The organism is Stakelama saccharophila, assembly GCF_032229225.1.
Classification (GTDB): Bacteria; Pseudomonadota; Alphaproteobacteria; order Sphingomonadales; family Sphingomonadaceae; genus Sphingomonas; species Sphingomonas saccharophila.
The window spans coordinates 500,140-514,295 of the sequence record NZ_CP135076.1; the positions used below are offsets into that span (position 1 = coordinate 500,140).

At 66.5% G+C, this 14,156-nt stretch carries 11 protein-coding genes; 4 read left to right on the forward strand and 7 right to left on the reverse strand.

The features are described from left to right. Window positions 1-98: 98 nt before the first annotated feature. From RPR59_RS02270 to pdxR, 3 genes are read right to left on the reverse strand one after another with little or no spacing between them, the layout of a single operon-like run. On the reverse strand, window positions 99-1,037 hold the full coding sequence (locus tag RPR59_RS02270) for an alpha/beta hydrolase (RefSeq protein ID WP_313916247.1): 939 nt from the start codon (window positions 1,035-1,037) through the stop codon (window positions 99-101). Then, complete coding sequence (locus RPR59_RS02275; RefSeq protein WP_313916249.1) at window positions 1,034-1,264, reverse strand: hypothetical protein; 231 nt, start codon at window positions 1,262-1,264, stop codon at window positions 1,034-1,036. The genes RPR59_RS02270 and RPR59_RS02275 overlap by 4 nt, the downstream gene beginning before the upstream one ends. Continuing rightward, window positions 1,261-2,727 (reverse strand): MocR-like pyridoxine biosynthesis transcription factor PdxR, encoded by a 1,467-nt coding sequence (pdxR, locus tag RPR59_RS02280; RefSeq protein ID WP_313916251.1) that lies wholly within the window; start codon window positions 2,725-2,727, stop codon window positions 1,261-1,263. The genes RPR59_RS02275 and pdxR overlap by 4 nt, the downstream gene beginning before the upstream one ends. 217 nt (window positions 2,728-2,944) lie before the next feature. Between pdxR and RPR59_RS02285 the strand changes: the two genes are divergently transcribed. Both RPR59_RS02285 and RPR59_RS02290 read left to right on the forward strand, forming a co-directional pair. Beyond that, entirely contained in the window at window positions 2,945-3,550 is a 606-nt protein-coding gene (locus RPR59_RS02285) for an FMN-binding negative transcriptional regulator (RefSeq protein WP_313916253.1), read from the forward strand. A 2-nt stretch (window positions 3,551-3,552) separates the two neighbouring features. Beyond that, window positions 3,553-6,819 (forward strand): amidohydrolase family protein, encoded by a 3,267-nt coding sequence (locus RPR59_RS02290; RefSeq protein WP_313916255.1) that lies wholly within the window; start codon window positions 3,553-3,555, stop codon window positions 6,817-6,819. Between the two features lie 11 nt (window positions 6,820-6,830). On the opposite strand, the gene RPR59_RS02295 is transcribed toward RPR59_RS02290, so the two are convergent. Next, the gene (locus tag RPR59_RS02295; RefSeq protein WP_313916257.1) at window positions 6,831-8,495 is read right to left on the reverse strand and encodes an amidohydrolase; all 1,665 of its coding nucleotides are present in this window, start codon (window positions 8,493-8,495) and stop codon (window positions 6,831-6,833) included. 356 nt (window positions 8,496-8,851) lie between these two features. Between RPR59_RS02295 and RPR59_RS02300 the strand changes: the two genes are divergently transcribed. Next, window positions 8,852-10,504 (forward strand): MFS transporter, encoded by a 1,653-nt coding sequence (locus RPR59_RS02300; protein WP_313916258.1) that lies wholly within the window; start codon window positions 8,852-8,854, stop codon window positions 10,502-10,504. Window positions 10,505-11,106: 602 nt separating this feature from the next. Here the strand turns inward: RPR59_RS02300 and RPR59_RS02305 are convergent. Together RPR59_RS02305 and RPR59_RS02310 are read right to left on the reverse strand one after the other, a co-directional pair. After that, window positions 11,107-11,496, reverse strand: coding sequence for a hypothetical protein (locus tag RPR59_RS02305; RefSeq protein WP_313916260.1), 390 nt, complete (start codon window positions 11,494-11,496; stop codon window positions 11,107-11,109). Between the two features lie 37 nt (window positions 11,497-11,533). Continuing rightward, on the reverse strand, window positions 11,534-12,337 hold the full coding sequence (locus RPR59_RS02310; protein ID WP_313916262.1) for a hypothetical protein: 804 nt from the start codon (window positions 12,335-12,337) through the stop codon (window positions 11,534-11,536). A 122-nt stretch (window positions 12,338-12,459) separates the two neighbouring features. On the opposite strand from RPR59_RS02310, the gene RPR59_RS02315 reads away from it, so the two are divergent. Beyond that, entirely contained in the window at window positions 12,460-13,851 is a 1,392-nt protein-coding gene (locus tag RPR59_RS02315; RefSeq protein WP_313916264.1) for a hypothetical protein, read from the forward strand. Window positions 13,852-13,941: 90 nt separating this feature from the next. On the opposite strand, the gene RPR59_RS02320 is transcribed toward RPR59_RS02315, so the two are convergent. Then, entirely contained in the window at window positions 13,942-14,145 is a 204-nt protein-coding gene (locus RPR59_RS02320; RefSeq protein WP_313916266.1) for a hypothetical protein, read from the reverse strand. Window positions 14,146-14,156: the final 11 nt, after the last annotated feature.

A 14,156-nucleotide genomic window follows, 5' to 3' on the forward strand; every position in this document is an offset into this window, starting at 1 on the left:
CTCCCGATCGCAAAGCTCGCGCGGCACTAGGGCACCCGAAACATCCAAAAACCCGATAGAGAAGGGGCCAAGGCCGAGAGTGTTGCGACACTGGACCCTTACCGGTCCAGGCAGCCGCGCAGCCATGCCGATGCCTCCGACAGGGCACGATCCGCGAGCCTCGAAATGCGAACCGCTTCCAGAAAGCTGTGGGCGGCACCCGGATAGACTTCGGCCCGAACCGGCACGGACGCGGCGCGCAACCGCTCGGCCATGGCACGGTTCTCGTCGGCCAGGATGTCGCATTCGGGGATACAGAAAAAGGCGGGCGGCAGCCCTTGGGAATCGGCGAGGATCGGTCGGGCCAGCGGGTCGCTCGTCTTCGCCGCGCCCGGACCGAGATAGGCGCACCAGAAGTCGCGCATCTCCTCGCATGTCAGCATGTAATCAGCGCCGTCGAAGGCGACATGCGACGCGCGCTCGAGGGTATCGAACACGCCGTAGTTGAGGAGCATGGCGGCGAGCCCGCGCCCGGCATCCCGCTCCCGGATCGCGGTGGCCAGCGACAGGTTCGCGCCGGCCGAATCGCCTCCGACCGCCAGCCGCGTGGCGTCGATGCCGAGCGAATCGCCTGCTTGCCGCAGCCGGCCGAGCACCAGCGCGACGTCGTCCAGCGCCGCCGGAAAGGGCGTCTCCGGCGCGCGGCGATAGTCGATGCCGACAACCGCACAGCCGCTGCGCGCGGCATATTCGCGCATCAGCCGGTCATGCGTGTCGATGCTGAACAACACCCAGCCGCCGCCGTGCAGATAGACGAGCGCAGGCAGGGGCGCATCGTCGGCCGGCCGGTATATCCGCACTCGGATGGCGTTCGGCCCGACGGTCAGATCCCGGACCGACGCCATGTCCGGCCCGCCTGCGGCCCAGGGCGCGCGGACCTGCTCGGCGATGCGGCGTCGTTCCGCGACATGCGGCACGCCGCCCGCCGACAGCCGGGCATAGGCACCGTTCACCTCGTCGCGGAAGCGCGCGATGTCCGGGTCGAGCGGCGTGATCATGCCGGCGCCTCCCGCCATTTCCTGGCCGCGGCATACGGACCGCTGCCGATCCTCTCTGTCGTGGCGAGGCCGAGGATGAAGATCACGGCGGCTTCCGACCAAGCCGCGACACGGCCGCTGCGGAGCGGATGGAGCGCGCGGACCATCTTCACGTCGGTCGGCCCGGAACAGGGATCGGCGACATGAACGAGGGCGCCGGTCCGCTGCAGCACGGCGGCAATCGTCATTCCGTCGCGGCCTGTCGCAAGAGTTGCAACACCTTCGCCGCCTCGCCCTCGTCGAGGCTGCCGAACCCCAGGCGCAGGCCGCGCCCCGCGTCCGGACGCGTCATATAGGATTCGGAGGCGGCGAAACGCAGGCCCAGCCCCGGCGCCCGCGCCTCGACGCGCGCCAGCGTTTCGGGGTCGTGGAACCGCAGCCAGAAGGCGAGCCCGCCATCGGGCACCGAACAATCGGCGATATCCCCCAGTTGATCGGCCAGCATCGCCGCAAAGCTCTCGCGCCGGTCGGCATAGACCTGCCGCACCTTGCGGGCGTGGCGGCGCAGCTCGCCATTCTCGATCAATTCGGCGGCGGCATCCTCGGTCAGCGTGTTGCCCATGCCGTCGGTCAGCGAGACCTGGTGCGCGATGGCGTCGATCACGTCGGCGGGAGCGGCGATATAGCCGATGCGAAGTGCGGGCAGCAGCAGCTTGGACAGTGATCCGACATAGATGACCTGCGCGGGGGCATAGGCGGCCATCGGCAGCAGCGGCTGCGACTCGAAATGAAATTCGTGGTCGTAATCGTCCTCGATGATGGCGAAGCCGAACTGGTGGGCGATCGCCAGCAGGCGCAGCCGCCGTTCGGGCCTGAGCGCCACGGTGGTCGGGAACTGGTGATGCGGGGTCAGGAAGATGGCGCGGATCGGGTGCCGCCGGCAGGCGCGCTCCAGGTCGGCGATGTCGACTCCGCCCTCATCCAGCGCAACCGGCACGATCTCCGCGCCGCGGGCATGGAAGGCGGCGACCGCGGGTTCATAGGTCAGCGCCTCGACCGCCACCGCGGTGCCGGCGCGCACCAGCAATTGCGCGGCGAGGAAGATGCCGTTCTGGCTGCCGCGCGTGATGCAGATATTGTCCCGCGTGACAGGCAGGCCGCGCTCGCTCTTCAGCATCTCCGCGATCGCCTCGCGCAACCGGGACGAACCGCGCGGGTCGCGATATTGCAGCCGATTTTCGCGAGAAGCGCTGCGGATCGCGGTGCGATAGGCGCGCGACAGCACCTCTGTCGGCATCAGCCGCCCGTCGGGCGAGCCCTCGTCCACCTTGATCGCGCCGTCCGCCGCCAGCGCCAGCGGCCGGGCGGGCGGCGGGTCGAAGCGATAATCGGCGCTGGCGGCCTGATCGACCGGTGCCTTCGGCGCCTCGCGCGGTGTCGCTTCGGGCAGCGAACTGGACACCGTCGTCCCGCGCGTACCCGCCGAGGCGAGCCAGCCCTGCGCGATCAGGTCCTCATAGGCCAGCACCACCGTCTTGCGATTGACGCCCAGCGTTGCGGCCAGTTCGCGCGTGCTCGGCAGATAGGTGCCCGAGGCCAGGTGCCCGCTCTCGATGTCGCGGATCAGCGCCTGGATGATCTGCATATAGATCGGCGCATCGCGGGACGGGTCGATCCGGTCGCGCAGGCTGACATTCCATGGGCGAAGCATTGGCACCCCCGATCGCTCGATCGCGTATGTTTCAGTGGTCCACGTTAGGGCGACGGTCACGGCATTGGCAAGTCCGGCCTTGGTCCGGGGCGATTCTCTCTCTTGGCGCTTGCATGTACCGGCCCGGCACGGGAAGGTGCCCGGCATTCATGCGTCGCGGGGGCATCATGGAATATCGCGCACCACGAGCCGGTTGCGACCGGAAGCCGGTATCATAATGACAGTGTTCGAGAATTTCTCCGCCGCCGATGTGCGCGACCTGATCGCCGACTATCCGCTCGCCTGGGTCGCCGCCGCCGGGTACGGCGTGGAGCAAGCCAGCCTGTTGCCGCTCCTGGGCGATTACGGCGCCGGGGGGCGGCTGGTCCGGCTGATCGGCCACATGTCGCGCCGCAATGCGCTGGTCGATGCGCTGCATCCCAGGGGCAAGGCACTGGTACTGTTCACCGGCCCCCAAGCCTATATCTCACCGGACCATGCCCGCGACCGGAGTTGGGCCCCGACCTGGAACTACGCCCAGGTCCGGGTCGAGGTCGAGCTGGAATTCACCCCGGGCGATACGCCCGCCGCCGTCGAGCGGCTGGTGGAGGCGATGGAGCATGGCCGCGCCGATCCCTGGACCGTCGCGCATATCCGCGACCGCTACGAAGCAATGCTCAAGGCGATCATCGCCTTTCGCGCCGACGTGATCGACATCGCCGCCCGCTTCAAGCTGGGCCAGGACGAGCCGGACCCGGTACTCGCCAGCGTGCTGGAAGAATTAGGCGATCCGGCCATGTGCAACTGGATGCGGCGCTTCAACCGCGACCGCACGGGCGAATAGCCGTGCTGGGGACGACCCGGTGCCTGTTTCAGGCAGCCGCCGCGACGCTGTTGTTGATCGGCGCGCCGCTCGCCGCCCGCCCCGCCGATGACGGCCGGCCGCAGCAGAAGTCGGGCGCGACCCTGCCGCTGAAGCCGGTCCGGACGCTGTCCATCCATGCCCGCTCCGGGACCTGGATGTCGCTCGACCTTTCGCCGGACGGCGGGACCATCCTGTTCGACATGCTGGGCGACCTCTATCGGATGCCCGTACAGGGCGGACCGGCGCGCCAGCTCACCCGCGGCCTCGGCTTCGACGCCCAGCCGACCTATGGTCCGAATGGCAAGCATATCGCCTTTGTCAGCGACCGTTCGGGTGCCGACAATCTCTGGATCGCCGGTCCGGACGGCAGCCATGCGCGGCAGATCAGTTTCGGCGCCGACGGCACCGTACTCGTCTCGCCCGCATGGAGCGCCGACGGCAGCGCCCTTTTCGTCAGCCGCTATCGCCCCGACCTGAACAATGTCGAGCTGTGGCGCTATGGTCTCGACGGCAGCCATGAACTGCTCGTTCCGATCCGGGCAAAGGACGACGATCCGCGCAGCGCCTGGCGCAGCAGCGTGGGCGCGGTGGCATCGCGGGACGGCAGATGGCTCTATTATGCGAGTCGCGTCGGCGGGCTGAATTTCGACGAGCGCGACCACTGGACCATCGCCCGTCGCGACCTCGCCACCGGCGAGACGCAGACCGTGATCGACGGCCCGGCGGCCGAAAGCTATTTCCGCCCCGCTTTGTCGCCCGACGGCAAGCGGCTCTTCTATGCCGCGCACCGCAACGGTGCCACGGAACTGCGCGTTCGCGATCTCGCCAGCGGCGTTGACCGCGTCGTCAGCGATGCCATCGGCCCGGACGAGGTGCAGGCCTCGCTGTGGCAGGACATCCTGCCGCGCTATGCCGTGACGCCGGACGGCGGCGACATCATCGCCAGCCATGCGGGCAGTTTCGAGCGGATCGCGTTGGCGGACGGCGCGATCCGCGCCATTCCGCTCGACGCGCGGATGAAGGTCGTGGTCGGACCGGGCACGCGACAGCATTTCCGGCTCGAGACCGGCCCGGTAAAGGCGCGGCTGATCCAGGCGCCTGTCGCCTCGCCCGACGGCAAACGCCTCGCCTATTCCGCGCTCGGCGGCCTCTATGTTCAGGAAGCGGTGCGCGGCGGGGCCCCGCGCAAGCTATTGACCGGCGCCGACCCCGTGTTCCAGCCGGCCTGGAGCCCCGACGGCAAGCGGCTGACCTTCGTAAGCTGGAGCGAAACAGCGGGCGGCGCCATCTGGACAATCCCGGCCGACGGATCGGCGGCAGCAACGAAGATCAGCCGCCTGCCGGCCTATTACAGCTATCCCGTATTCACACCCGACGGCACCCGCATCATCGCGGTCCGCTCCGCCCGGGCGGAGCGGCTGAACACGACTTTCGAGTTCGGCAAGCTGCGCGACGCCGATCTGGTGTCGTTGCCCGCAAATGGCGGCAAGGCCCGCGCCATATATTCCGGGCGTATCGGCTCGCGACCGCATTTCGTCACCGGATCGGACGCGGTGGCGTTGTTATCCGGCGACGGCCTGATTGTCATCGATCCGGCAACCGGCAGGAACCGCAAGGTCGCGCAGGTGAAGGGTCCGGGCTGGTATTTCCAGGAGGGCTCGGTTCCCGTCGACGACATGCGGATCAGCCCGGACGGCAAGTGGCTGCTCGTCGAAGTCGCGCAGCAGCTTTTCCTCATCGCCACACCGGCGGACGGCGAAACCGTGGACCTGACCGATCCCGACCTGCCGCACCGCCGGATCACGCGCGGCGGGGTCGACTATTTCGAATGGGGGCGGGCGAACGAAATCGACTGGTCGGTCGGCAGCGATTTCTTCCGCCTGAAGCTCGCCGATGTTCGGCCTCTGGCGGAAGGGCGGATGCAGCCGCCGGCGACGCCCGACGCCGTGCCGATGCCGGTCTCCGTCCCACGCGCGGTGCCAAAGGGCAGCATCCTGCTGCACGGCGGGCGGGTGCTGACCATGGCGCATGGCGACCGCGTGCTGGACGATGCCGACATCCTCGTCACCGGCGACCGGATCGCCGCCATCGGTCCCGGCGGTTCGCTCGACGTGCCGCCCGGCACCACCGTGCGCGACGTATCGGGCAAGACCATCCTGCCCGGCTTCATCGACGAGCACGACCATATCGGCGAGGTTCGCCGCGGCGTCCTCAGCACCGAGGACTGGGGCCTGCGCGCGCGGCTGGCCTATGGCGTCACGACCAGTTTCGATCCTTCGACGCTCAGCATCGACATGCTCGCTTATCAGGACATGCTGGACGCCGGGCTGATGCTCGGGCCGCGGCTGCGTTCGACCGGCATGGCGATCTTCTCGATGAACCGCTTTCGTTCGCTGGACGAGGTGCGCTGGGTACTCGGCCGCTACAAGGACCGCTACCGCCTGAAGAACATCAAGGAATATCGCACCGGCAACCGGCGGGTGCGCGAGTGGATGGCGATGGCCGCGCGCGAAACCGGACTGCAGCCGACGACCGAGGGCGCGCTGTCGTTGAAGCTCGACCTGTCGCAGATCCTCGATGGCTTCGCCGGCAACGAGCATGCGCTCGCCGCCGATCCGCTGGGCGACGACGTCATCGCCCTGATGACGGCGATGCGCACCAGCTATGCCGCCACGCTCAACATCACGAATAGCGGGCGCGAGGCGCTGGAATATTTCGCCACGCGCCGCGATGCGGCGGATGACGCGAAGATCAATCGTTTCTGGACGCCAGCCGCCATAGAACGGAAGCTGACCGATCTGCCCTGGCGCCCGCTGTCCGAATACCGCTTTCCCGCCGTCGCGAAGGGCGTGGCGAAGCTGGCCGAAGCGGGCGGGCTGGTCGGCATCGGTTCGCACGGCAATGTCCCCGGCATCGGCTTTCACTGGGAGATGGAAGCGCACGCCATGGGCGGCATGGCCCCGATGGCGATCCTCCACGCCGCGACGGCGGGATCGGCGGAAACCATCGGACGCCTCGCCGATCTGGGTACGGTGGAAGCGGGCAAGATGGCCGACTTCGTCATCCTCGACGCCGACCCGCTGGCCGATATCCGCAACACCATGGCCATCGACATGGTGATGCGCGGCGGATTCCTCTACGACGCCGATACGCTCGGCGAACTATGGCCGCGCCAGAAGCAACTCCCGCCGCCATGGTTCGCGGATGGCGACCGGGTCCGCCGCTGGTTGCCGACGGCCCCGGAATAGCGCTCCGGACTTCAGGCGGCGGTGTAGCGCTGCTTGCCGCCGACGAAAGTGTGAAGTGTCTTCACCTCCGGTATTTTCAGCGGGTCGATGGTCAGCAGGTCGCCGTCGAACACCGCGATATCGGCGTAATAACCCGGCGCGAGGATCCCCGACCGGTCTTCGATGAAGCCCGAATAGGCGTTGCCGCGCGTATAGGCGGTGAGCGCCTGTTCCGCCGTCACCTTCTGGTCGGGTAGCCAGCCGTCCGGGTTCTTCCCGTCGATGGTGCGCCGCGTGATGCCGGCATAGATGCCGGTCAGCGGGTCGAGCGGCGCCACCGGCCAGTCGGAGCCGAAGGCGACATGCGCGCCGCTTTCGATCAGCGAGCGAAAGGCATAGGTGCCCTCCAGCCGCTTCTCGCCGATCCGCTTCACCGCCCAGCGCCCGTCGTCGATGGCGTGATAGGGCTGGACGGAGGCGATGACGCCCTGTTCGGCAAAGCGCTTGATGCTCTCGGGCCTGAGATGCTGGGCATGTTCGACGCGGAAGCGGCGGTCCTTCGGCCCGTTGGCCTTGGCGACGGCGGCATAGACGTCGAGCACATCGTCGTTCGCCCTGTCGCCGATCGCGTGGGTCGCGACGTGCAGCCCGTGCGCGTCTGCCTGCCGCACCATTTCATGCAGGTCCCCGAGGGGCGTCACCCGCACGCCCCGCTGCCCCGACGCATCGCTGTAATCATCGTAGAACAGGGCGGTACGCGACCCCAACGACCCGTCGGCGAGCGCCTTCACCGCGCCCCAGCGCAACCAGTCGTCGCCCCGGCCCTCTTCGGCGACGATCCCGGCCATCTTCTCCCAGCCGGTGATGGGCACGAAGGCATAGAAGCGGATATCGGTCTCGCCCTTCTCGCGCAGGCGGCGCAGCACCGGATAGCAGTCCCAGTTGATCTCCGGATTGTGGATGTGGCCCAGACCCTTGCTCAACCCGTGGTCGATGCCGCGCCGCACCGCCGCCTCGGCATCGGCATCGCTCAGCGGCGGGATGACGCGTTCGACCAGCGTCTTGGCATTGTCCTTGACGATGCCGGTCGGCTCGCCGTCCGCATCGCGCACGATGACGCCGCCGTCCGGGTCGGGTGTATCGCGGGTAATGCCGGCGAGCTTCATCGCCACCGCATTGAGCAGATAGCTATGCAGGTCGGTGCGCGGCACGGCGACGGGCGTGTCCGGCGTCACCGCATCGATCCAGTCATGGGTGGGCAGGTCGCCGCCCATGCGTTGCTCGTCCCAGGCGCCGCCGGTGATCCATTTGCCCGGCCGCTTGCGCGCCGCCGCGCCGATACGCGCGGCGAAATCGGCCCGGCTGTGCGCCGCCAGCAGGTCGGGCTGGGTCAGCGTGTGCGAGCCTTTCAGGAAATGGGTGTGCCCGTCGGTGAGCGCGGGCATGGCGAAGGCGCCGTCCAGGTCGATGACGCGGGTGCGGCGGGTGATCATCGAACGCACCTGCGCATCGCCGATCGCGGCGATCCGGTCGCCGCTGATGCCGATGGCCCGCACCCCGTCCTGCCCCGGCACGCCGGTCCAGAAGCTGCCGTTGACCAGCGCCGCGTCCAGCCCGGTTTCGGCCGCCTGCGCCCGCAAGCGCGATAGCAGCATCAGCGACGCCGCGCCGCCCAGCATGGTCCTGCGATCGATCATGGTCGTTCCTCCCGCGCCGGTTTTTCGGTGTATGCAGTCAAGCGGCCCGACTGGGCACGCAAAACCTCCAAGGCTGGCCCGCCGACGGGGCCAAGCATCCCGGATCAGCGCCATTCCGCTTTGCACGTGTACGGCACCGGTCCGAAGAAATGAGGAAAACCGGACGTCTGGGCGGGCCGCCGAAGCTCTACAAGAGCGGAGCGGCCAAACGGCTTCTGACGGAAATGGGCCCCGTGCGGAAAGCAGAACCCGCAGAGCCACGGGGGTGGATGCACGTCACTGCGCAGGCATTCCGCTTGATTCCGGCGCGCCCACTGACCAATGAGGAAATACCCCGTTCAAGGAGCCCGCCAGCCTTGGCCGACATCGCGCCCGCCCGACTGTCGCTATTCCGACCCTTTCGCCACCGAACCTTTCGCGCGGTGTGGATCGCGAGCACGGTCTCGAATTTCGGCGGGCTGATCGAAGGCGTCGGTGCCGCATGGATGATGGTGATGCTCGCCGCGCCCGCAAGCATGGTGGCGCTCGTCCAGGCCTCGCGCGCATTGCCGGTGATGCTGCTCTCGCTGCTTGCGGGCGCGATCGCCGACCAGTTCGACCGCCGGCGCGTGCTGATCGGCGCGCAGTGCTTTCTATTTTTCGCCTCGCTCGGCCTTTGTCTCGTCGCCTTCTTCGATCTCGCGACGCCGTGGCTGCTGCTGCTCTTCACCTTCCTGATCGGCTGCGGCAACGCCTTCAACCGGCCTGCCTGGCAGAGTTCGGTGGGCGAGATGGTGCCGCGCGAGGACCTGCCCGGCGCGGTCACCCTCAACTCGGTGGGATTCAATCTCGCGCGCAGCGTAGGGCCGGCGGTGGGCGGCATGATCGTCGCCGCTGCCGGCGCGGCGGCGGCCTTCGCCTTCAACGTGCTCTCCTATCTCGGCCTGATCGGCGTGCTCGCACGCTGGCGCCCCGAAATACCCGAGCGCACGCTTCCGCGTGAGCGGATCGGCCATGCCATGGCCGCCGGCGTGCGCTACGTCGCGATGTCGCCGCACATCCTGGTCGTGCTGTTGCGCTCTGCCCTGTTTGGGCTGGGGTCGATCGCGATCCAGGCCTTGCTGCCCCTGGTCGCGCGCGACTCTCTGGGCGGGGGATCGTTCACCTATGGCGTACTCCTGGGTGCGTTCGGCGTCGGCGCGGTTTGCGGAGCGTTCGGCGGCAGCGCCGCGCGCCAGCGCCTGACGACCGAAAACGTGATCCGGATCGCGACCGTCGCCTTTGCTGGCGCGACAGCGATTGTCGGCCTCTCGCCCTTCTTCCCGCTCACGCTGGTTGCGGTCGCGGTCACCGGGGCGGCGTGGATCGTGGTGCTGTCGGGCTTCAACACCGTCGTCCAGCTCGCCTCGCCGCGTTGGGTCGTCGGCCGCGCGCTCGCACTCTATCAGATGGCGACCTTCGGCGGCATGTCGCTGGGAAGCTGGCTGTGGGGCGCCGTCGCCGAGCAGCATACGGTCGGCAACGCGCTGATCATCGCTGGGATCGTCCAGGCTGCGGCGCTCGTCATCGCGCTCCCCTTCCGTCTCAGGGAGGTCGAGGACCTCGACCTCGCACCGATGCGCGAATTCACCGCCCCCGACACGGATGTTCCGGTCGTGGCCCGCAGCGGGCCGGTCGTCGTCACCCTTACTTATGACATCGCGGAGGCGGACGAAGTCGCCTTCCTGACGGTGATGGCCGAGCGCCGGCGTATCCGCCGCCGGGATGGCGCGCGCCATTGGCATCTGCTGCGCGACCTCGCCGACCGAAACCGCTGGGTCGAGCGCTATCATGTGCCGACCTGGCTCGATTATGTCCGCCACAACCAGCGCCGCACCCGTGCCGACGCGGCGGTCGGCGAGGAGCTTCGACGACTCCATCGCGGCGATTGGCCACCCCCGGTCGCGCGTATGCTAGAGCGAGATATCTCCGCCTCATTGCTGGACCGCCTGGGAAACATCCTGCCGGGGCTGCGGCAGGTGCATTGGTGAGCCGTGCCGGCCTGCGGATGCGAGGTTGGGGCCACGGACATCAATTTCCCGGCCTTTATCCGGCCCTTCTTGCAGGTCCTTTATCGCCGGGTAGCGACTGAAACCTGCTCGGACATTTTGGGACAGATCCGGGCAAAATGGCGGCGTTCTGCCGTTCCTGTTGAGACCTGCAACGTCATGAAAAAGGGAAATGGTGCCAGAAGAGCTTTCGGCCGGGCGACCTAAGCGGTTGATTTCGCAGTCGAATCATAGACTTACGAACTCGCCAAGGGCATTAATAGCACGATCTGGATTCGTGGAAAAGGCTGGACGTGAATGGACAGGGCGGTTCGAGTCCCTTTGAGCATCAGGCTGAGTGAGACTGCGTCCGAAATACGACTACAAATTTCGGACAAATGAGACTTTGCATCTGAATACCCGCATCCTGCAGCGGATCAGCGCTGGTGCGCGACGAGGCGTATGGACGGCGGCGGACCTTCCCGATCTGGCCACGCGCGAAGCTATCGACAAAGCCCTCTAGCGTCTCGTGGCCACCGACACGCTGGGCAGGATCGACAGAAGCCTAGCCCTAGCGCGGGAGTCTTGAGCGTCTATTCGGTGAGCTAGGTGCAGATGAGCGAAAATGCGGCGAGGACAAGTCCGACGATCGCGAGAGCGAGTCCAATCACCGCGATCCGGGCGGGAATAGACACGGCCGGATCGGGCGAGCCGACATACCAACGGAGCAAACCCCAAAGCCTGACCTTGCGCAGCGAGAAATCGAGCTCGCCACCCTTGGCGACGCCGAGGCGCTCGCGGATATCGTAAGGCATGAAAATTGCGTCATCGCGATCATGGCCGAGCAGCAGGACGTCCAGTTCCCTGCCATTGGCATTGTTGGTGAGCCGGGCGACACCATAGCGCTCGACTCCGGCGCGATGGTGGATGTTGAGGCGCACCAGCCAGCGGCCGGCTTCGCTCGCCTGTGGTCCCTCGACACGAAGTTTGGGCATCCTCGTCCCCCCAATCCATGATCTCAGCCCTTCACCATCAGCGGTGATAGGTTTCCAAAAGTCGAACCTCGTCGATCAACGCGGCGTCCGTGATCCAGCCGGGCGCAATGTCCTCATAGAAGATCAGACCGAAATCGACATGCTGCGTTCCCGGATCGAGAGCCGGATCGTGCAGCCAATTGGCCCAGAACTGCAGGACGTGACGGACTAGGCCCGGCATTTCGCCATCGCGAAGCCGTGACTGGGCGACATTGAGCGCGCGGTCTCCAGGCACCTCGACGGTGAACAGCACAGGCGATCGCCCCTCCTGCAGCAGCGCTCTCGCTCCCTTCCCGAGCAGCTCGACCGCGACGGCCTGGTCGAACTCCGATCCTTCGACCAGATAGTGATTGAAAGCCGTCAACAACGCGCCGCGGGAGACCGTCAAATGGGCCTGACCTTGCCGCCGCCCGAACTGGCCGTCGCCAAAGTCGCAAATCGCGGCATCCAGTCCGGCGCTGGCTTGCGCCCAATCCGGATGGCGGGAGAGCATTTGCGCAAGCTGCCCTTTGCGCGTCGCAGGTTCAAGCGCCCGCAGTCCAATTGCCCGAACGGAGGCGATCTCCTCCGGCGAGAGGCGCGAACCATGATAAGCGACGATCGTTTGGCCGCGCAGCCATTCGCACGTTGCATCGATAAGGCCGCTGCGCTCGACTTCCTCTAGGATGATGTCGAGCGCATCCTCAAGCCATTCGATCGGCCCCGCTGCAGCGCGCTCGCGGAGCCGGTCCGGTACCAGCGTATCGAGCACAGTAGCCAGACGCGGCGCCCATTCGCCGATTGTGTCGAAATCAAACTTCATCCGGCCTATCTTCCCTTCGGAGCAGCGCGATATTGGCGTGGCGCATTGCCATCCAACATATTGGAGGAACGAGGCGAAGATGAAGGCACGGATCGTTCTTGATTGCGGGCACGACGATATTGGTGCCACATCTACCCATGAACTCCAGGCTCGACACAAGCGGCTATGATCGTGTCTTCGCGCTCGACACGCAGATGATCTTCGAGGCGCGTCCTTTGACCCAGCTCGACTGGTCGATGATCTCGAATGGACCAATCCTGCTTTTGGTGGTTCCCCAGGCGAGCGCCGAGGTCGATGCGCGCAAACGCGATGGACGGCTTGGGCAGCGCGCGCGCGATTTAAATCGGCTTCTTGAACCTTCGATCGAAAGCGGTGGCACCGCCATGCTGGCGGGAAAACCGGTTCGGATTGACATTGCCTATGTCGCGGCGGGACGCATCGACTGGGATCAACTCGAGGATCTGGAGCGCGATAATGGCGACGACCGGATTGTCGCGCAGGCGGTGCACGCGCTGGTAGACGATCCGGCCCGTATCGAGGTGATGAGCTTCGACAGCCGACCGAGAGCGGCAGCGCGCCGGCACGGCATGAAGGCGATCAAGCCGGACGAGAGCTGGCTGCTCGCCCCAGAGCCGTCGCCGACCGATCGGCGAGCCGTCGAACTCGAACAGCGCGTGAGGATGCTGCAGGCCAGCGAGCCCCAGTTGCGCGTCGGAATCCGTATGCTGCACGAGCTCCCGCTCGTTCGGTTTCGCGTTCCGCCGCTTCCCGCCGAGACCATCGATCCCGTGACGCGGATGATCCTCGCCAAGCATCCGCGCGAATATACAGGCGGGTTCATGGCGCATGGGCTGCATATCAACAGCAACTATGACGAGGACTATGACGACTATGCCGCGGCGCTGAGCGCGGTCGATGTGCCCAATATCCATCTCGGCGTCGCAAGGCAGTTCTCGCAATATGGCTTCGAGGTCTCCATCGAAAATGTCGGCGTCCTAGCCGCCGAGCATGTCACCGTAGAGCTGCGCTCGGGGAATGCCGTGCTGCATGACGGGCCGTATGTCGTCGACATTTTCGGGCCGCCGCCGCCGTCCACGCAGAGCGACTTTCTGACAAATATCCCGCGCCTATCGCACAACCTGGCGCGGACGGATCGCACGAGTTTCGACGTCGAGGAATCTGAGGTTCATGACGTTCAGGTCGAATACCGCTGCCAGGATTTCCGGCATGGCCGCCTCCAAACACTCACCGCAGCGATTGAGCTGGTCGAACGGACAGGCGAGGCCGCGCATGTCGAGGTCAGGGTCACCGCCGGCAATATGCGCGGCGACGTAATCGAACGGCTCATCGTTCCGGTGACCGATCAGGAGCGCCGGCTTGGCGAGCTGATCGACCTCGACAATCTGCAATTACGAGAAGCGCCGCCAATCCGGGAGTTTCTGCTGCCGCTGTTGCAAGGCGACGACAGTGATGAAATCGAGCGGTTTCGCAACGATGGAAGCCGGCGTGAATAGCGCGTGACCGACCTGTATCGGTGCGAAAAATGAGGAAGGCAGGCTCTTTGACCCGAACCTGCGTGCCCAAGCGACCAGGCGACCAAATCGCTACTGCCCGTAGGTGAGGCGCCGCAGAAAGGTGCGCGCGCTGACGATCACTAGGTGCAGCCGGAAGGTCGAATGATCCTCGTCGGACAGTCCCGGATGCGAGCCGTCGGTGTGCAGCATCTTGAACAGACCGTTGATGAAATTCTTGCCGTCCTGGGTCCATTCATTGCGGTCGGTCGCGAGAAACCCCTTGTTGGCGAGCATCGCGCGGCGGT

Bases quoted from the DNA above. Each gene is read 5' to 3' on its own strand.
- RPR59_RS02270 (WP_313916247.1), bottom strand. From the start codon at position 1,037: ATGATCACGCCGCTCGACCCGGACATCGCGCGCTTCCGCGACGAGGTG.
- RPR59_RS02275 (WP_313916249.1), bottom strand. From the start codon at position 1,264: ATGACGATTGCCGCCGTGCTGCAGCGGACCGGCGCCCTCGTTCATGTC.
- pdxR (WP_313916251.1), bottom strand. From the start codon at position 2,727: ATGCTTCGCCCATGGAATGTCAGCCTGCGCGACCGGATCGACCCGTCC.
- RPR59_RS02285 (WP_313916253.1), top strand. From the start codon at position 2,945: ATGACAGTGTTCGAGAATTTCTCCGCCGCCGATGTGCGCGACCTGATC.
- RPR59_RS02295 (WP_313916257.1), bottom strand. From the start codon at position 8,495: ATGATCGATCGCAGGACCATGCTGGGCGGCGCGGCGTCGCTGATGCTG.
- RPR59_RS02305 (WP_313916260.1), bottom strand. From the start codon at position 11,496: ATGCCCAAACTTCGTGTCGAGGGACCACAGGCGAGCGAAGCCGGCCGC.
- RPR59_RS02310 (WP_313916262.1), bottom strand. From the start codon at position 12,337: ATGAAGTTTGATTTCGACACAATCGGCGAATGGGCGCCGCGTCTGGCT.
- RPR59_RS02320 (WP_313916266.1), bottom strand. From the start codon at position 14,145: ATGCTCGCCAACAAGGGGTTTCTCGCGACCGACCGCAATGAATGGACC.